At 61.1% G+C, this 17,010-nt stretch carries 16 protein-coding genes; 3 read left to right on the forward strand and 13 right to left on the reverse strand.

Features of this window, described 5'->3' with window-relative positions; genetic code table 11:
• Positions 1–121: 121 nt before the first annotated feature.
• On the reverse strand, positions 122–1,336 hold the full coding sequence (locus NKK50_RS30960) for an aminotransferase-like domain-containing protein (protein WP_352544359.1): 1,215 nt from the start codon (positions 1,334–1,336) through the stop codon (positions 122–124).
• Positions 1,337–1,606: 270 nt separating this feature from the next.
• On the opposite strand from NKK50_RS30960, the gene NKK50_RS30965 reads away from it, so the two are divergent.
• Entirely contained in the window at positions 1,607–2,347 is a 741-nt protein-coding gene (locus NKK50_RS30965) for a sulfotransferase family protein (RefSeq protein WP_352544349.1), read from the forward strand.
• Positions 2,348–2,369: 22 nt separating this feature from the next.
• Here NKK50_RS30965 and NKK50_RS30970 read toward each other — a convergent pair whose 3' ends face one another.
• The 4 genes from NKK50_RS30970 to NKK50_RS30985 form a co-directional block, all read right to left on the reverse strand.
• Positions 2,370–2,558: a hypothetical protein gene (locus NKK50_RS30970; protein ID WP_023671412.1), complete on the reverse strand. Its 189-nt coding sequence runs from the start codon at positions 2,556–2,558 to the stop codon at positions 2,370–2,372.
• 284 nt (positions 2,559–2,842) lie between these two features.
• Positions 2,843–3,547, reverse strand: a complete 705-nt coding sequence (locus tag NKK50_RS30975) for a Crp/Fnr family transcriptional regulator (RefSeq protein WP_023685922.1) — start codon at positions 3,545–3,547, stop codon at positions 2,843–2,845.
• A 171-nt stretch (positions 3,548–3,718) separates the two neighbouring features.
• A complete protein-coding gene (locus NKK50_RS30980) occupies positions 3,719–3,892 on the reverse strand; it encodes a hypothetical protein (RefSeq protein WP_023671410.1) in 174 nt (57 codons plus the stop codon).
• Between the two features lie 140 nt (positions 3,893–4,032).
• Positions 4,033–4,188 carry a DUF1127 domain-containing protein gene (locus NKK50_RS30985; RefSeq protein WP_023671409.1) on the reverse strand — a complete coding sequence of 52 codons (156 nt, stop codon included), beginning with the start codon at positions 4,186–4,188 and terminating at the stop codon, positions 4,033–4,035.
• An 82-nt stretch (positions 4,189–4,270) separates the two neighbouring features.
• Here NKK50_RS30985 and NKK50_RS30990 point away from each other — a divergent pair, with 82 nt between their 5' ends.
• The gene (locus NKK50_RS30990; protein WP_352544350.1) at positions 4,271–4,585 is read left to right on the forward strand and encodes a hypothetical protein; all 315 of its coding nucleotides are present in this window, start codon (positions 4,271–4,273) and stop codon (positions 4,583–4,585) included.
• A gap of 243 nt (positions 4,586–4,828) precedes the next feature.
• On the forward strand, positions 4,829–5,665 hold the full coding sequence (locus tag NKK50_RS30995; protein ID WP_352544351.1) for an SLC5/6 family protein: 837 nt from the start codon (positions 4,829–4,831) through the stop codon (positions 5,663–5,665).
• A gap of 180 nt (positions 5,666–5,845) precedes the next feature.
• Here NKK50_RS30995 and NKK50_RS31000 read toward each other — a convergent pair whose 3' ends face one another.
• The 8 genes from NKK50_RS31000 to NKK50_RS31035 all read right to left on the reverse strand — a co-directional run bounded on the left by NKK50_RS31000 (position 5,846) and on the right by NKK50_RS31035 (position 16,762).
• Positions 5,846–6,928 (reverse strand): hypothetical protein, encoded by a 1,083-nt coding sequence (locus tag NKK50_RS31000; protein WP_352544352.1) that lies wholly within the window; start codon positions 6,926–6,928, stop codon positions 5,846–5,848.
• Between the two features lie 2 nt (positions 6,929–6,930).
• Entirely contained in the window at positions 6,931–8,526 is a 1,596-nt protein-coding gene (locus NKK50_RS31005) for a restriction system-associated AAA family ATPase (protein WP_352544353.1), read from the reverse strand.
• The gene (locus tag NKK50_RS31010; RefSeq protein ID WP_352544354.1) at positions 8,523–10,166 is read right to left on the reverse strand and encodes a restriction endonuclease subunit S; all 1,644 of its coding nucleotides are present in this window, start codon (positions 10,164–10,166) and stop codon (positions 8,523–8,525) included. The genes NKK50_RS31005 and NKK50_RS31010 overlap by 4 nt, the downstream gene beginning before the upstream one ends.
• Before the next feature lie 126 nt (positions 10,167–10,292).
• On the reverse strand, positions 10,293–11,711 hold the full coding sequence (locus NKK50_RS31015; RefSeq protein WP_352544355.1) for a class I SAM-dependent DNA methyltransferase: 1,419 nt from the start codon (positions 11,709–11,711) through the stop codon (positions 10,293–10,295).
• A 367-nt stretch (positions 11,712–12,078) separates the two neighbouring features.
• The gene (locus NKK50_RS31020; RefSeq protein WP_352544356.1) at positions 12,079–13,062 is read right to left on the reverse strand and encodes a substrate-binding domain-containing protein; all 984 of its coding nucleotides are present in this window, start codon (positions 13,060–13,062) and stop codon (positions 12,079–12,081) included.
• 120 nt (positions 13,063–13,182) lie between these two features.
• Entirely contained in the window at positions 13,183–14,235 is a 1,053-nt protein-coding gene (locus NKK50_RS31025) for an ABC transporter permease (RefSeq protein ID WP_023705098.1), read from the reverse strand.
• A complete protein-coding gene (locus tag NKK50_RS31030; protein WP_352544357.1) occupies positions 14,235–15,752 on the reverse strand; it encodes a sugar ABC transporter ATP-binding protein in 1,518 nt (505 codons plus the stop codon). The genes NKK50_RS31025 and NKK50_RS31030 overlap by 1 nt, the downstream gene beginning before the upstream one ends.
• Positions 15,749–16,762, reverse strand: a complete 1,014-nt coding sequence (locus NKK50_RS31035; RefSeq protein WP_352544358.1) for a LacI family DNA-binding transcriptional regulator — start codon at positions 16,760–16,762, stop codon at positions 15,749–15,751. The genes NKK50_RS31030 and NKK50_RS31035 overlap by 4 nt, the downstream gene beginning before the upstream one ends.
• Positions 16,763–17,010 lie beyond the last annotated feature (248 nt).

Consider the following 17,010-nt stretch of genomic DNA (forward strand, 5'->3'; position numbering starts at 1 on the left):
TCGTCTCGGCCCAGCCGTCATCAACAAGCGATTCGTGTGTCATCGCAGCGTAGAATCACACCCGATTCCGCAGGGCAATACCTATCTTAGCGCCTATGCCCACAAGGGGGAGGTAGGGCGCCTAGCTCTTCATCAATTTCGCCAGCCTCGGCACGCCTTCACCCACGGCGCGTTCATCTGCGAGCGTAAAGCTCATCCGCATCGTGTTGCGTCCCGAACCGTCGGCGTAGAATGCGTTGCCCGGCACGAACGCCACGCGGGCTTCCTTGACCGAGCGGGCGAGCAGTGCCGTGGCGTCCGCACCTTCGGGCAGCGTCAGCCAAACGAACATGCCGCCTTCCGGTCGGCTCCAGCTGACGCCATCCGGCATTTCCGCTTCGAGTGCTGCAAGCAAGCCGTCGCGGCGCTGGCGATAGGCGCCGATCAGCTTTTCCACCTGGCTGTCGTACACGGCCTCGGAGACGCGGTGCATGACCAGCTGGTTGATCGACGGGCTGTGCAGGTCCGACGCCTGCTTCATCAGCACCAGCCGCTCGACGACACGGCGCGGCGCGCAGACCCAGCCGACGCGCATGCCCGGCGACAGAATCTTTGAGAACGAGCCGCAATAGAGCGTGCGGGCGTTTTCGATGCCGCCGGAGCGTTCGCAGTCGAGCGCCAGGATCGGCGGCTGGCCCTCGCCGTCATAGCGCAGCGCGCGATAGGCGGCGTCCTCGATGACGGCAATGTCGAGCTCGCCGGCAAGGTCGAGCACCGCCTCGCGCTGCTGGCGGTTCAGCGTCTCGCCGGTCGGGTTGGCGAAATCGGGCACGAGATAGGCAAATTTCACCTTGCCGCCCTCTTTTGCAAAAGTAGAGGCGGCAGCAGCGGCCTGGTAGGCGGCAGGCGTCATGTTGCCGCCGTCCGGCGTCAGCCGGTCGTAGCGCGGTTCGTAGGCGTTGAAGGCCTGCAGCGCGCCGAGATAGGTCGGCCATGTTACCAGTGCTGTGTCGCCGGGCGACAGGAAAAGCTTGCCGAGATAATCCAGCGCCTGCTGCGAGCCGGAGGTGATGAAGATGTTGTGCTCGTCGCAGGCGATGCCAAGCTTGCCCATCTGGCCCGCCAGCCATTTTCTGAGCGGCAGATAGCCTTCGGAGACCTGATACTGAAGTGCTGCGCTCGCCTCCGCGCCGCCCAGCACCGAGGCATAGGCATCGGCGATGGCTTGCGCCGGAAACAAGGCCGGATCGGGGATGCCGCCGGCAAAGGAGATGATATCGGGCTGGTCGAGCAGTTTGAGCAGCTCGCGGATTTCCGACGCCTTCATGCGCGAGGCGCGCGACGCCAACAGGTCCATCAAACTCACGAGCCAACCTCCCGGGATACGGCATCTGGTCCAGCATGACCGTCCCGGCCATGCGAATTTAGGTCAATCTGGCTGACCTATTATCAGGCTCCCCCACCCGCGGGAATAGCCAGACCGTCATTCCGCGTGGCCCAGACGAAAAAGCAAACACATTTTGACCCCTGCACAGGGAAAATTGTTGCGCGCCGAGGGGCGCGGATGCAACCTCATTCCGAGCGGACCGGCATAAAAAGAAAAGCGGTCTCAACCAGGGGAGATAAAATGGCGCTTGAGCTCATCGGGGCCGGATTCGGCCGCACCGGCACATGGTCGACCTTTGCCGCGCTGAACAGGCTGGGCCTTCCCAGCTACCACATGCAGGAAGTCATCCTCAACAAGGCCAACAAGGGCCATCTCGACTTCTGGCGCAAGGTGGCCAACAGCCCGCCCGGCAGCCAGCACGACTGGACCAGAGTGTTTGCCAACTACAAGGCGACGGTCGACAATCCGGGATGCTGCGTGTGGCGCGAATTGATGGCCGCCTATCCCGACGCCAAGGTGCTTTTGACGCTGCATCCGCGCGGCGCCGAGGCCTGGTACGACAGCACCATCGACACCATCCACTTCACCGAGACATTGTGGCAGTTCAAGGTGCTGGAATGGCTGACGCCGTTCGGCCGCAAATTCGGCGACATGTCGCACAGGCTGATCTGGGGCCGCACGCTTGCCGGCGTGATGGACGACCGCGCCAAGGCGGTGGCGCGCTACAACGCCTATACCGAGGAGGTGATAGCGGCCGTGCCGCCGGAGAAGCTTCTGGTGTTCAAGGTCAGCGATGGCTGGGCGCCGCTCTGCGGCTTCCTCGGCATGGCGCTGCCCAACGAGCCTTTCCCCAACCTCAACGACCGCGAAAGCGTGAAGAAGATCATCCGCGACATCATCAAGGGCAGCTACATCATGCTGGGGCTGTCGGTGGGGGCGGTGCTTGCGGCGGTCGCGGCGCTGTGGTGGTGGCTGGGGTAGCCGCCGGACCGTCAGAATATTGCTACTTGCGCGTGATCCAGCCGAGCAGATCCGGCTCGACGTCTTCGTGGTCGGTCAGGTCGCGAACCAGGGAGGCGGCGAGCGCGCGCCACCGCTTTTCCGGGACATTGTCTTCCATCACCGATTTGATGAAGGCGGCGCGCAGGATGGCGCAATCGAAGGCGGATACATCGAAAAGCAGTTCTGCCATTTCGGTTTTCCCCGTTCACATCGGGCGCGCGAGCCTGTCGAAGCCTCAGGCGCCAGCGCCCCATACAATGGTCGACGACAGCGGATTCATACTCTTGCCGGACCAAGGTTCAACACAATTCGATTGTACGCTTTTTACCAAGCGATTGCGGTTCGTTGCCCGCTTTTGCGTCGATGCTAGATTTGCCGGGCGGCCTCTCCCCAGATGGCCGCAAATGGCCGGCGCGGCTCTGGCAACATGCTTTCACCGGCATTCGCGTCGGCCATTTCCAGCCCGTGCCAGGCTCAGCCCAGCAGGCGTTCGTATTCGGCCTCGGCCTGGCCATAGAAACCGTCGGCGACGGCAATCAGGCCATCCCGGTCGCGAATGACGATCTCGCCGCGCCGCGACCGGATCAGGCCGCGCCCTTCCAGGATCTGCAGGCCGATGGTGACGCCCGGACGCCTGACGCCGAGCATGACGGACAGGAACTCATGCGTGATCTGGATCTGGTGGCCGACCACCCTGTCGTCACACATCAGGAGCCATCGGGCCAGCCGATCCTCGAGCTTGGCGCGGGCATTGCTCAGCGCCGTGGATTTGGTCTGGCCGTGCAGATAATGGGCATAGCGCAGCAGGAAGGCGCGAAGCGTCGGGCTTTTCTGCAACGCTGCCTTGAACGGCTCGGAATCGATGCACACCGCCTCGCCCGGCATCTGCATGTAGCAGTCATGGGGCGCCCAGTCGGCGCCCATCACCAAGGCGGAGCCCGACATGCCTTCGTGGCCGATGATGCCGACCTCGGTGTCCAGGCCCGGCCGGTTCCTCGCCACCACCGAGGCCAGGCCGCTTTCCAGGAAGCAGACCGAGGCGACCGGCTCGCCCGCCATTTCGAGCGGGGCTTTGAGATCGAGCACACGATGGTGCAAATGCGGCGCAAGCAGTGCGAAGTCGGCCGGGTTCATGCGGCGCAAGAGGCCGCTTTTCTCCTTGCTGACCGACTGGTCCATCGCTCTCTCCCCAAGGGCAAGAGCACATGTAATCTCCCAGCCGTCGGCGCCCTGCCCAAATGCAAACGGTCATTGGACGATAGCTGACTCGGATTCAGCCATTGTACTTCGTACAAAACCGACAAATCAGGGGCGACGCCCCATGGATCAATCCAGCAGCTTTTTCCTGGATCAGCGCTTCGGGCGGTCAGCCGCAACCATGCGCGCTTCGCGCACGATGGACGAGCGATCGTTGCCGATCAGCGATGCGATCTCTTGTATCTGCTGCTCGGAGGCCCCGGTTTCCCGCGCCAAGGCCGCGAGCGTCTCGGCGCTCAGACCGGACTGTCTCGGTTGCTCCGCCATGGCTCCAATGCCTCCTGTCGGGGCAGGAGTGCGATGGTCGCTCCCAAGCGTCAGCGCCCATTGATGTGGCCGACGATGCTGCACTGTACGCTTCCGAACAATCGATGGCGAGCGATATATTAGCGACGCTGGATGCGGCCCTAGAACGGCAGCCTTATCTCATCGATCGACCTCGACTCCGTCCAGCCAATGTCCTTCTGGATCTCCGTCGGCAGCGCATTCAGTGCGCGCACGGTCTTCCTGTGCTTGCTGGCGCGCGCCAGGGCAGCGCGAATTCTGCTGAGACTTTCAAACATCGGTTACCTCCATGCAGCAGCAGAGCGCTGCCTCAGGCCCGCTCTTGCGCCACCTCTGTAACCGATCGATTGCGCGGCAACGGTGAAGCGCTTCACAAACCGATGCCGCCCAGAAACATTTGTATACAAATCAATTCAGGGAACGGGAGAGTCGCTAAGGAGGCCGCGCCAGACTGCCCGCGTCCAAAAGGCCGATATCCGCGTCGAGCTTGCGGGACGCTGGACCAAGGGCATGACGGTCTGCAATTTCGAGAAAATGGGCGCGATGCACCATTTCGGCGGTACGGCGAGCGAGCAGACCGACTTCCGTCACAGCGTGGCGATGAAGCTCGACTACCCGAAATTCTGCGATCTGATCGTGGCTGCGCTGGAGCGGTTGGTGAATACCAAGGGGTGACTCCCTCTTCCCGGGCAATCGCATGGGATTGCACCAGCCCCACATGCGATTGCCCTGCCCTCCTCCGCGCCATCGCCGGCATCGGCGTCCGCCGCCTCGGCTATGGACGAATCCCATCATGCGCAATAAGGATGGGGTCTGCCGTGGCGCTTTCGCCCCAAGGCAGGCGACGTTCGATCAATGACGCTGCGCCGGGCGCCTTTGACGCCGCCCAGCAAAAGTGTCGATACCGGGGGATTGGTCATGACCGACAACAAGCCGACCGTAGACGTTACCAAGGACTGGCAGGCAACGCAGGGCCAGAAGTCCGGGGCCACGCGGCTGCGCCTGTTCGCCGTGCTGTCGTGGGTCATCGCCATTGGCGGCGAGATCGCCGGGATCGTACTGCTCTACAAGCACAAGTTCGACCAGGGCAACCTGCCGCTGCTGATCGGCATCCTGGTCGGCATCGCGATCTTCGCCATCGCCGGCAGCCTGCTCTGGAAGGCGGCCAACCGGAAGGACCCGGCCCGCGAATCCGACACATTCCGGTTCTTCGTCCAGAACCAGCTCGGCGCGATCATCACCCTGATTGCCTTCCTGCCGCTGGTTGTCTTGATCCTCAACGACAAGAACATGGACCCGAAGAGCAAGAAGGTGGCCGGCGGTATCGGCGCCGTGCTGGCCGTGCTGGCGACGCTGATCGGGGTCAGCTACCAGCCGCCATCGGTCGAGCAGTACACGCAGGACATGAACACCTGCGCGGAACAGATCAAGGCGGGGCAGCCGACCACGGCCTGCTCGCCCGAGGTCGCCGCCCAGGCGCAGGCGATCGCCACCGACTCCACCACGGTGGCCGCGGCGACGAAGGACGCGGCGCACCCCAATGGCCAGGATATCGTCTACTGGATCGCGCCGGAAAACGGCGCCGCCAAGTCCGACACCGAGCATGTCTTCCACCTCTGCGCCGCCGTCAGTCCGCTGAAGGACAAGACCGTCAACAGCGGCTCGGTGACGGAAGCCTACGCCCAGAACGCCATCCGCATCACCAAGCAGATCGAGATGGAACAGAAGCAGTGCGGGTTCACGACCACGCCGTGAATGAGGCTGCGGGCTGGCGTGCGCGCAGCTGGGTGCGCCAAACCGGTCGAGGTTAGTCGTCCATCGTCGGCGAGCGCCGACGGGATTTCGAAGACTTACGTGGTGGAGCTGAACGCAAGGTAAGCGGCTGGCAGCTCGCCAAATCCTAACAGGAGCAGGACGAGAGTTGAACGTCGCATTCTAATTAGAATACTCGACGAAACTCCAAAGCCACTGCCTGACGTCTTCGCCAATCTCCGGATCTTTGCAGGACCGATCTACCAGTCGGAAGGCTTCCGCCTTTAAAAATGCACGGTCTGCATACCCGTCTTGAACTACGCCTTCGATGTATCGAGCGACCTCCGCCGCTACTTGGTCAGCAGTTTGATCTCTTCCCTTTTCAACCAAGAACCACTTGCTGTAGTGGCCAATCCAAGAGAGGAAGTCTGCATCAAGAACGTCCCGTGAATATCTGATCTTGATTTGATAAACGCTATTCCACGTTTCAGCTCTATCAAGTTCGTCGCCCACAATATTGATATTCCAGCGCGGCAGGGTGTAGCCCCCAACCTCATTGCCGATGAAAAATTCGCTCCCCTCTAGCGTGATGCGGTAGGTTGGCCCGAGGTACGGATCTGAGCAGCGGCGCCTCAGTCCGCCACCTCCTATAAGGATGTCGGTACTGCCTTTGTACGTTGAATTGCATTCGTCGCACGCTGGTGGGAGGTTGCGTAGGTCGGCCGCGGCAAACGGATATATCGAGATCGGCAACAGATGGTCGAGTGCATGACGCGGTGCACCGGGAGCTCGAAAGTAATTCAAGCCGCAAAACGGACACTGCCTGATGTTAGCAGCGTAAATGGTGCCATACTGATTGTCCCGAAGGAAGCCATTCCCCTCTTTGATGCTAGCTAGCTGACCGAAGAGATAAACTGCCAGCGCGCGCACAGGCGATCTGATCGAAAGCGGGAGCGTATCGATGGTCGGGCAAAAGGCGTTATCATTGAAAACGTTCGGCAAGGCCGTCTGTCTCATGATTGCCGCGCGAACGGGCGGCCGCTCTTGGGCGGGCAGCTCAGAATACTTCAGCAAGAAACTCGCAAGCTTTGATCTCAAACCGGTACGTTGCGCTAACATCTCGCGCCGGCCCTCTGGCAGGCATTCCGGCCAGCCCTCGGGCTCGGCGTCAGCGTCAATCGCATCCATTCCAGCCAACATCACGTCAACAGCCAAGGTGTTCAGCCAATTGGCGCCCAATGCTTCAATCGGGTAGGAAAACAGCATTTCTAGGCTTGGCTTTTCAGCTTTCGCAGATGATCCGCCAGAAGAGCTTTTCCGATAGACGGCCCGAGCTCCTTAAAGCCGTCTTCTATCTCTTCGATGTCATCCGATTTCAAGAGTTTCTCAATTTCTTTCTCGGCAATGTGCGAATTGGGAGGGCGGATATCGAAACAGCTTTCTAGAATGCGATCGAAAGTCGTGCCAAAGGTCTCAATTTTAGGATCTTTGACAGTGAACTTGCCCGATGCTTCATCTCTCGAGAAGATCATGACCTGATCTCTCGGCATGTCCGAAGGGACAAACGGCGCATGGGTCGTGAGCAGGAATTCCTGATTGCCACGACTCCCCACCATCTTCATTAATTGTTGAACGAATTCCACACGCCATTTCGGGTTAAAATGCGATTCGGGCTCGTCGAGCAGGAAAATCGCATTCGTGTCAGCGATCATGGCATAGGTGCCCAGGATCAGCGCTTGCTGATGTTCACCATCTGAGAGTGAGACATAGTCAACGGCGCCCGACTTATGCCCCTTGGGCCAGAAGCGGACTTCCTCGAAACTGAAGACCATGTCCTCTTGCTGCGGTTCGGGCAATCTGGAGGCAAATCGCCGTTCCTTCACGGCCTTGTCGAACCGGCGTCGTGCGGTGCGCGGGATGGCTAGATCGTTCAGCAGGGCAAGCTTGTGCAGAGACCGGTAAAGCGCGAAGGCCTCGTCCCAGAAGTAGGCGAATGCCTCCCGGGTCGCATCCGTGATCAGAAAATCGAATGTGTAAGTCTCCGTTTTCTCGTTAACCTGCCAGCAGGTTGCGGTGCGCTGGAGACGAGCGATAACGGTCTCAAGTTCGTCGGTAAGCTGGATGCCCTTGCGCGCCAAGGTGCGCCTCTTGGATTTCGGGATTTTGGGAACGGCGGAGTGCGCAAGGCGTACGATGCAGCGGCAGGAGGCAAGATCGCCCAGGCGGGCGTGCCGCAGAAGTTCCTTTCTGATGTGGGTCGAACCCAGCATGAGATTGGAGAATAGGACCTCAAGGTTGGTGCCATAGTCGATAAGCATCAACTTGTTATCCGGAATCGCCTTTGCATTCCCTTTGAGTGCTGCAGTTGCGACATCGCCAGCGTATCCGCTTCTGCTGGCGAGGAAGGGTAAGCTCAAGGTTTCATTGTCTCCGGACGTATAGCCAACGATCAAAGACGGCAGAAACTGACCGAACGCCGGCTGTTCTGATCTGATGATCTGCCCATCGGCACGGATAAGTTCAATCGGTCCCGACTTCTTGCCCTTCAGCGTCCTAACGAGACGCACGGTCTCATGGTCGCCCCCTTGAGCGGGCTTGATCATGTATTCGAGGTCAAAGAGTACCGCGTCGTTAGCGCTGCGCCGCTCCTCCGTAGGCGCGTGCTCATGCCATGCCGCCTGGAAAATTTCTGCGATCAGTTGGAGGAATTGAGATTTACCGGATCCGTTCGGACCAATCATACAAAGCGGCGCAAGTGGCTCGCCGTCCTTGCCGTCGTTGCCGCGGCCAAACCAGACCTCCGTGCCATCAAAGAGCCCGCCGCCGGTCCCCGATCGCTCTATCTTGAGCAGCCTCAGCCTCATGGCGCCACCCTCTTAAGGAGCATGCGGCCTTCATCCTTATCGAACACCTGCACCAGCGCGGGAGCTTTGCCGCTCAGAAGCTCGAAGAGGGCATCGCGCACTGCGCCGTAGGGCAACACCACGCGTTGGACGATCGCCTCGAATGCCAGCCCCTTCTCGGGCCAATTGGCGCTATCGGTCAAAAGTACCTGCTTTGGATCTGTTTTCACTGTGTTCGCTTTCGGGCGCGTTGGACGAGCTTCCATCGCGGAGATGGTACTCGTCTCTCGTATGCGATCCAGCATTTTGTCTGCGGGTTCGTCGCCGACATTTTGTTCGACCAGCTGTCCTGTGAAAGCCTTGGCGAGGATGCGCTGCTCCGCTCGATCGACGAGCCACAAGGACCGTTCCACCTCGTGAGCGAGGTGGCTGACCCTAGAGAATGCGTCCTCGATCTGTCGTACGATTTCCCGCTGCTCCTCGAGCGGGGCGAGCTTAATGTTGAAGGCCCTGATCTCAGGGAAGTATATAGTAGTGTGGGTAGTTCCTCGTCCAAAATTGCGAATGTCATCACCTTCGGACAGCAAGGCGTACATAAGATATTTCGGATCGACAGCATCGGTGCAGGACCAGGTTGCGAAGTCTTGGCTCGTGGCCATCTCGCGGCCCATGATCGCGACATAGCCGACCGACGCCGTGCGGGAAAGAATGACCGTACCCGCCGGAAGTAGTCGCGCGGAAGAATTGGAAAGTCCTGCGTCGTTGATTTTCTGAATTGTGTCGTCGATCGTTCTCCCATGATGCCGGTTGGCGTCAGGAATTCCGATCCATGGCACATCTCCGCCCCACCATTCGGGATGGGAACGACTTGGTGTGTGTCCGGTCTCCTGGCGCGCCACTCGCAGGAGGGGAACCCAGTCCCATCCAGCAGGGAGGGCTGTGCCGGGATTATTGACCGAGATACCACCTCTGCCTTCGATGATTTCATTCGTCGCCTGGCGCCCGCCACGCGCCTGCTCGGGCTCTTCAATTCTCGCGAGAAGCTGCTCCACCGGTTCGAGCACATGCTGCTTGCGAAAACCTGCCGTAAGTTCGCCCCGGAAAGCTGACCGCAGGAGGCTGAGCTTGTAATGCTCGGCCAACGGTGAAATCTTTTGCAGTTCGCTGCGCGAGAGATCAACGCGCGCGCTCAGTTCATCGAGCCGCACCACAATCCGGCGCTGCTCGGACACTGGCGGGATGGCGGCCGAATAGCCTTCGATATGGTGCTTTGAGAGTCCCGGGATGTCGCCGTGGGCGTTCTCGATGATCTCTACTGCACGGTACGCGATCGTCCTCAGAATGAATTGAAAGTCTAGTTCAGCGCTGGGTTGATAGGCATAGATATCTCGCCCGATCGCGGCGGGAATGCCCGGGAAGGTTTTGCCCACGCCGGCGCCCTTAACCGTGATGAAGATGCAGCCTTCGGGAACGACCCGCCTGGGATCGGTGGTCCATTTCGGCTTGTGGAAAGCGCTACCATCCCACTGCTCAGGTCCGGTCACATAGTTGGTTCCCCGCCCCTCTTGGTTGACTGTGTCCGCGCTCGGTGACTGTCCTGCATGCAAAACGCCAATGTCGCCCAGCCTCGCTCGAGCCCATCCGACTGGAAGCTCATTCATGGCGCCAGGGTTCCCGCCTCAACGTGCCCCTGCAAGGAATTCTGGCTATCACTATCCCGCGCGGAACAGCTGCACGCACAAAACGCTGGAAACTTGGGTCATCAGACATGACTCGGTAAGGCATACTCATGAAACGTGCTTAAGCTGAAGGTCTTCTGCTTCGACCTCCGAGCTCAGGGCATCGATCTCGCCCAGCGCTGAACGCAAGTGGCCGATTATTGCGACGAGGATTTCATTGGGATCTTGCATTTCGTCATCTTGACCACTGCTCTCGTCACGGAGCCACAGCCAGTTGAGATTGTCACCGCGCTCCTCAATCGCGTCCCGCGAAAGCCTGCGCCATCTGCCACTCTCGCCTTGTTCCTGGCGCTGTGCGGCACCTCCAGTATCTGCTCCGTACAGGTGCTCGAATTCTTCGAAATGGGAGTCGGTCAGCGTATTTGTTTTGCCAAAGGCCGGCATGTTGGTGCGCAGGTCATAGAACCAGACACCATCAGTCGCCACTCCGGCCTGCTTGCGGAAAAAGAGCACGTTGGTCTTGACCCCCGCTCCAGGAAAGATGCCTTTGGGAAGCCGGAGGATCGTGTGCAAGCTACACCTAGCCATCAGGTCCTGGCGCACCGACCTGCCGGCCCCATCTTCGAACAACACATTGTCGGGAAGCACGACCGCGGCCCGACCACCATCGTTGAGGGTCAGATAGATATGCTGAAGAAATGCCAGCTGCTTGTTCGTATTACGGTAGGGGAAATCCGCTCGTAGTGCCCGCCGGCTTCCTGCCTTGCTCCCAAACGGTGGGTTCGCCAGCACCAGGCTTGCCGCGCCCAACCCGCGACCGTCGTCAGTCAACGCGTCTCCGTGTATGATTTCAGCATCCAGACCGTTCAGGAACGTGTTCATCAAACATATTCTGCGGGTATTTTTTTCAATCTCGACCCCCTGATATTTCGGAGGATTTTCCCGATAGGATTGTTCCGAGCAATTTGAGCGAATGAAACGGTCCGCGGAGATCAGAAACCCGCCGCTCCCGACAGCTGGATCTTGGATCCGGTCACCCAAACCCGGCTTCGATACCCTGACCATAGAACTTACGAGCGCACGCGGAGTAAAATACTGCCCTGCACCAGATCGAACATCCTGAGAGCTTTTCTCGATTAGTCCTTCGTATATCTCACCAAACCGGTCACCACCAACGTCGTGCCAGGCGATTTTCGCAATCCCGTCAACGACGGCATGGAGATTCTCCGAGTGAGAGAAAACAGTAGTTGGAAAGGCGTAAATTGACCGGATGACCTCACTCTCAGCGCTAACCCCGAGATGAGTTAACATTTCTTGATAGAAGCCTAACAGTCCTTCCCTTGGGTGATTGACAAGATCCTGCCAACGATAATTTTTAGGAAGAAGTTGCTCAATCTCATTTTCTTCTGCAATCTTAAGGAAGAGGAGGTAGGTTAGTTCGGATACATATTGATGATAGCTAATTCCATCTCCACGAAGGATGTGGCACAGAGCCCAAATCTTTTGGACGACGCTTTCGTTCTTCATTCTAACTGCAATCGCTCAAACTCGAAAAAGGTCACATCGGCGCTGCCCTGCTGGCACACACCCGTGATCCTATCGCGGATAAGTCAAACTGGAAACGAGAGAATGCGTGTTTCCGCGCGAGATTTCTGATCTAGGCATGCCCGCGGCGATGCGCCACGCACTATCGTTCTTAGTGACCACTTTAACCCACGGACCGGCCGTTCGCATTGGGCTGGACTGCCCTTCAGCGAACGGCCGCTTTCAGGATTAACAACGGGATCGATGAATGGCGACAATGAGGCGCGAAACGCGCCATTCACGATTATTGGCCGCAATGCAACAAGGCCCCTTTACGGGGTCTCGCCGCCTCAAAACTAGCCAGATGGGCCTACTTCCCCATCAGCTGCTTGGCATTGTCCGCCGTGATCGCGGTGGTCTCCACCGTCACCGTCGGCTCCACTGAGGTCGCGCAATCGAGCAGGATCTTTTTCGACATCTCGATCGCTTCCTTGGCGCCGGTCGGGTAGGTGAAGGTTGCGACCCAGTCGCCCTTGGCGACCGCCTCGATGCCGCCGGCCGGGCCAGGCAGGCCGTCTGTGCCGATGATCTTGACGTCCTTGCCCGCCCCCTTGGCGGCGAGCAGCGCGCCGGCGGCCATCATGTCGTTGGAGGCGTAGAGCACCTTGATGTCGGGGTGCGCCTGCAGCATGGCGGCGAAGGCGACCTGCGCTTTGTCCGGCACCCAGTCGGCGGCCTGCTCGGCGACGATCTGGACCTTCGGGTTGCCCTTGACGCCTTCCTTGAAGCCGTTGAGGCGCTCCACGGCCGGCGTCGAGCTCGGCAGGCCTTGGAGCACCGCCGCCTCGCCGCCATCGGGCAGCAGCGTCTTGGCGGTGTACTTTCCGGCTTCCTCGGCGATCTTGAAATTGTCGCCGCCGATGAAGGCGGTGTAGTCCTTGCCGGGGTCGCCGACCGTCTTGCGGTCGAGCTCGATGACCGGGATGCCGGCATCCATGGCGCGCTTCACCGCCGGCGTCAGCGGTGCTGCCTCGAAGGGCGAGATCAACAGGATGTCGACCTTCTGGGTGATGAAATTGTCGACCTGCGAGGTCTGCGTGTTGACGTTGCCGGCGCCGTCGGCAATCTGCAGCGTGAAGCCGGGCACTTCCTTGGCCGCCGCCTCCAGCTCGTCATTGACGTGCTGGCGGTAGGGCTCGGCATTGTTGGCCTGCGAAAAGCCGATGACGAACTGGCCGTCCTTGGCGCAGGCTTTCACCAGCGGCTCGGCGGCGTAAGCGGAGCCTGCAATGCACAGGCCGGCGCCTGCCAGCAGCACGGCCTTGAGGGTCGATCCTCTTAGTGTCGTTTTCATAACTCACTCTCCTCCTCGTCCGGCCGGGGGGCCAGACCTTGGTTTGACGTTCACGTGTTGCCGTCTCCTCCTTGTTTGTTTGTGCATGTCGTCATCGCAAAACCTTTTGCGCGACATGCACTAACGACCCAACCCCTCGCGGCGGCGAACGAGGGACTGAAGCACTGCCGCCAAAACGATGATCGCGGCGGTCGCGAGCAGCTGCATGGCGGGCGTGATGTTGTTGAGCTGCAGGATGTTGGCGAGTGCGCCCAGCATGATAGTGCCGGCAACGGTGCCGACCATCGAGCCGGCGCCGCCGAACAGGCTGGTGCCGCCGATGACCACGGCGGCTATGGCCGTCAGCTCATAGCCCATGCCGTCATTGGCGCTGCCGAAATTGAACTGGCCGGCATGGACGATGCCGGCAAGGGCGGCGGCAAAGCCGGTGATGGCGTAGACCGAGATCTTCACCATCGACACCGGCACGCCGGATATGCGCGCGGCGCGCTCATTGCCGCCGACGGCAAAGACATAGCGGCCAAAGCGCGTGGTGTTGAGCACGATGGTGGCGATCGCGGCAAAGACGACGAACACAAGCGTCGCCACCGGCACGGTGTTGTTGAACAGCCGCTCGCCCAGCACGGCGAACACCGGCGGCGCCAGGCCCGGCCCTTCGCCATAGGAAATGTTGATGTACTGATTGCCGGAGACGACCAGCGCCAGGCCGCGCGCGGCCTGCAGGCCGGCCAGCGTGACGATGAACGGCTCCAGCCGGAAACGGGTCGAGATGGTGCCCTGGATGGCGCCGAAGACGATGCCCAAAGCGAGCACGGCGAGGATGGTGGGGATCAGGCCGAAGCCGCCGGAGATCATCATCGAGGCGGTGACGACGCTGGACAGGCCAAGCACCGCGCCGACCGACAGGTCGATGCCGGCGGTGATGATGACGAAGGTCATGCCGATGGCGATGATGCCGGTCTCCGACACGGCGCGCACGATGTTGGCGATGTTGTCGGGGTTGAGGAACAGGATTTCGCCGTGGCGGCGCGGCGAGAAGATGATGCCGCCGATCGCCACCAGCACCAGGCCGATCAGGCTCTGGAAGCGCACGATGAGCGCCAGCGGGTCGCGATGCTTTTGAGGCGCCGCCATCACCGGGCTCGCTGCCACTGGGTTGTTGTCCTGAGACATCAGGCCTCCCTGCCGTTAGCCGCGGCCAGCACCGTGTGCTCGTCGACGCCGCCAATGAATTCCGCCACATTGCGCCCCTGGCGCAGCACCACGATGCGGTCGCACAGACCGATCAGTTCAGGCATCTCGCTTGACGCCACCAGAATGCCCAGCCCTTGCGCCGCGAGTGCCCTGAGCCGCTGGTAGATCTCGCCCTTGGCGCCGACATCGACGCCGCGGGTCGGCTCGTCGAGCAGAAGCAGCCTGGGGTTGCCGAGGATTTCCTTGGCCAGCACCACCTTCTGCTGGTTGCCGCCCGACAGCGCGCCGACGGCGATATCAGGGTTCTTCGGGCGGATATCGAACTGACCGAAGGATTCCTTCACCGCCTCGGCCTGGCGGCGCGGCGAGACCAGCCAGTTCGGCGAGATTCGGGATATGACCGACATCACCAGGTTGAGGCCAACCGCCATGCGCAACATCAGGCCCGAGCCCCGGCGGTCGTCGGTGACGAAGGCGATGCCGGCGTGGCGGGCAGCACTGATCGAATCCAGTTTCACCGGCTTGCCGCCGACAGCGACCTCGCCCTCCCAGCGGCCGGACAGGCCGGTGCCGTAGAGCGCGGACAACAGTTCGGTGCGCCCTGCCCCCATAATGCCGGCCAGGCCGACGATCTCGCCTTCATGGACATCGAGCGAAACACCTTGCGGCGCCTGCCAGCCGGCGCTGTCGCGGGCGAGCTTGAAGCTGGCGTTCCTCAGGCTGAGCAGCGGCTTGCCCGCGGCCTTGGCGCGTTGCGGATAGAGCTCGTCCAGGGGACGTCCGACCAGCAGCCTGACCAGCTCCGCCTGCGGCGCGTGCGGCTCGGTGATGCCGGCGACGCGGCCGTCGCGCATCACCGTCACCCGGTCGGCAATCCCTGGCACTTCCTCCAGCCGATGCGAGATATAGACGATGCCGACGCCGGTGGCTGCGAGTTTTCTCATGATGTCGAACAGCCGCTCGACTTCGCCGACGGTAAGTGCGGCCGTCGGCTCGTCCATGATCAGCACGCGCGAGGCGTAGGACAGCGCCTTGACGATCGCCACCACCTGGCGCTGGCCGATCGACAGGTCCGCCACCATGGCGGCCGGATCGATTGCGATCTCGATGGCTTCCAGCCGCTTCTTGGCCTCGCGGCGCATTGCCGGCACGTCGAGGAAGCCGCCCGGACGCATCAATTCGCGGCCGAGGAACAGGTTGGCGGCGACATCGAGCGACGGCACCAGGTCGAGCTCCTGGAAAATGGTGGCGATGCCTGCCGCTTGCGCCTCGCGCGGGTTGTTGAAGCGCACCGGTTTGCCGTCGATCTCGATCGTGCCTTCGTCCGGCGTGTAGACGCCCGACAGAAGGTTCATCAGCGTCGACTTGCCGGCGCCGTTTTCGCCGAGCAGCGCGTGGATTTCGCCCGCCTTGAGGTCGAAGTCGACGCCGCGCAGCGCCTGCACGCCGCCGAAGCGTTTGACGGCGCCGGTCATTATCAGCAGCGGCGCGCTCATGTTAGCCTCGTGTGGGTCGGCCTTCCGCAGGAGGCGCGCGCCCGCAGCGTCGCCTGCAGCCGCACCGAACGCGGCGCTGAAGCGGTCGCGGCTATACGGGCACTGAGCAGCGCTGCCGCCTGGCGGCCGATCTCGGTGCAGGGCTGCGCCACCAGCGTCAGGCGCGGCTCGAAACAATCGGCCCATTCGAAATCGTCGAAGCCGGCCAGCGACAGATCGCCCGGAATGGTGAGGCCTTTTTCGCGGATGGCGCGGACGGCTCCGATCGTCGTCATGTTGTTGCCGGTGACCAATGCGGTTGGTGGCGACGGCAGCGACAGGATGGCGTGGGTGGATGCGGTCGCCGCCGCCGTGTCGACATTCTCGGCCGAGAGATAGCGCGGCACGCTTTCAAGTCCATTGGCGGCGAGCGAAGCCTGGAACGCCTCGATGCGCTCGCGCGTCGTCGTCAGGCCCGGCTGTCCGGCGATATAGCCGATGCGCTTGTGGCCGAAGGAGGCGACATGGTCGATCAGCGCGCGCATCGACGTTTCGTTCTCGACGCCGATCTGATCGAAGCGCTCGTCGGCGAAACGATCGATCAGAACGCATGGCATCTTCTTGTCGGCGAGGTAATCGATGGCGCGCTGCGGCGAGCCCGACGGGGCCAGGATGACGCCGTCGACGCGGCGCTGATGGAAAGCGCGCACCACCTGCAGTTCGCGGTCGGGATCCTCCTGGGTATCCGACAGAAACACCATCAGCCCGAGCCGCGCGCATTCGGCCTCGACCGCGCAGATGATGTCGGTGAAATAAGGGTTGGAGATCGCCGAGATGGCCAGGCCGACGCTGTTGGTGGTCGATGCCTTCAGCGAACGCGCCAGCTCGTTGGGCTGATAGCCCATCGTGGCGATGGCGTCGTTGATCAGCCTCGCCTTTTCCAGCGAAACGAAGCGCGTGTTGTTGACGACATGCGAGACGGTCGACACCGACACGCCGGCGCGCCGCGCCACTTCAGCCATTGTCGGCAAGACATATCAGCGCCTGCAAGCGCTCCTCCCTTATGCGTTTCCCGTCCGCTCTGATGGCGGATTTTGAGGGAGCTTAGGGCCATCGAAACGTTTGCGCAATCGATTCGATGCAAATTTTTAGCGGGGCTTATCTCCCCCCCCTCGAGGGCATAGGCGCTAAGATAGCTTTGGCATGGACTGAAATTTGCGCTTTCGTGGTGGTTCGCGCCAGCGATATCGCAAGGCATGGAGATTTTGGCGCAGGGCCG

Source organism: Mesorhizobium sp. M0001, from assembly GCF_040324255.1.
Lineage (GTDB): Bacteria > Pseudomonadota > Alphaproteobacteria > Rhizobiales > Rhizobiaceae > Mesorhizobium.

What these genes read in the sequence shown, in the direction of transcription:
- NKK50_RS30960 (WP_352544359.1), bottom strand. Translation starts at nt 1,336, where the DNA reads ATGGACCTGTTGGCGTCGCGCGCCTCGCGCATGAAGGCGTCGGAAATC.
- NKK50_RS30970 (WP_023671412.1), bottom strand. Translation starts at nt 2,558, where the DNA reads ATGGCAGAACTGCTTTTCGATGTATCCGCCTTCGATTGCGCCATCCTG.
- NKK50_RS30980 (WP_023671410.1), bottom strand. Translation starts at nt 3,892, where the DNA reads ATGGCGGAGCAACCGAGACAGTCCGGTCTGAGCGCCGAGACGCTCGCG.
- NKK50_RS30995 (WP_352544351.1), top strand. Translation starts at nt 4,829, where the DNA reads ATGACCGACAACAAGCCGACCGTAGACGTTACCAAGGACTGGCAGGCA.
- NKK50_RS31010 (WP_352544354.1), bottom strand. Translation starts at nt 10,166, where the DNA reads ATGAATGAGCTTCCAGTCGGATGGGCTCGAGCGAGGCTGGGCGACATT.
- NKK50_RS31000 (WP_352544352.1), bottom strand. Translation starts at nt 6,928, where the DNA reads ATGCTGTTTTCCTACCCGATTGAAGCATTGGGCGCCAATTGGCTGAAC.
- NKK50_RS30985 (WP_023671409.1), bottom strand. Translation starts at nt 4,188, where the DNA reads ATGTTTGAAAGTCTCAGCAGAATTCGCGCTGCCCTGGCGCGCGCCAGC.
- NKK50_RS31005 (WP_352544353.1), bottom strand. Translation starts at nt 8,526, where the DNA reads ATGAGGCTGAGGCTGCTCAAGATAGAGCGATCGGGGACCGGCGGCGGG.
- NKK50_RS31030 (WP_352544357.1), bottom strand. Translation starts at nt 15,752, where the DNA reads ATGAGCGCGCCGCTGCTGATAATGACCGGCGCCGTCAAACGCTTCGGC.
- NKK50_RS30975 (WP_023685922.1), bottom strand. Translation starts at nt 3,547, where the DNA reads ATGGACCAGTCGGTCAGCAAGGAGAAAAGCGGCCTCTTGCGCCGCATG.
- NKK50_RS31020 (WP_352544356.1), bottom strand. Translation starts at nt 13,062, where the DNA reads ATGAAAACGACACTAAGAGGATCGACCCTCAAGGCCGTGCTGCTGGCA.
- NKK50_RS31015 (WP_352544355.1), bottom strand. Translation starts at nt 11,711, where the DNA reads ATGAAGAACGAAAGCGTCGTCCAAAAGATTTGGGCTCTGTGCCACATC.
- NKK50_RS30965 (WP_352544349.1), top strand. Translation starts at nt 1,607, where the DNA reads ATGGCGCTTGAGCTCATCGGGGCCGGATTCGGCCGCACCGGCACATGG.
- NKK50_RS31025 (WP_023705098.1), bottom strand. Translation starts at nt 14,235, where the DNA reads ATGTCTCAGGACAACAACCCAGTGGCAGCGAGCCCGGTGATGGCGGCG.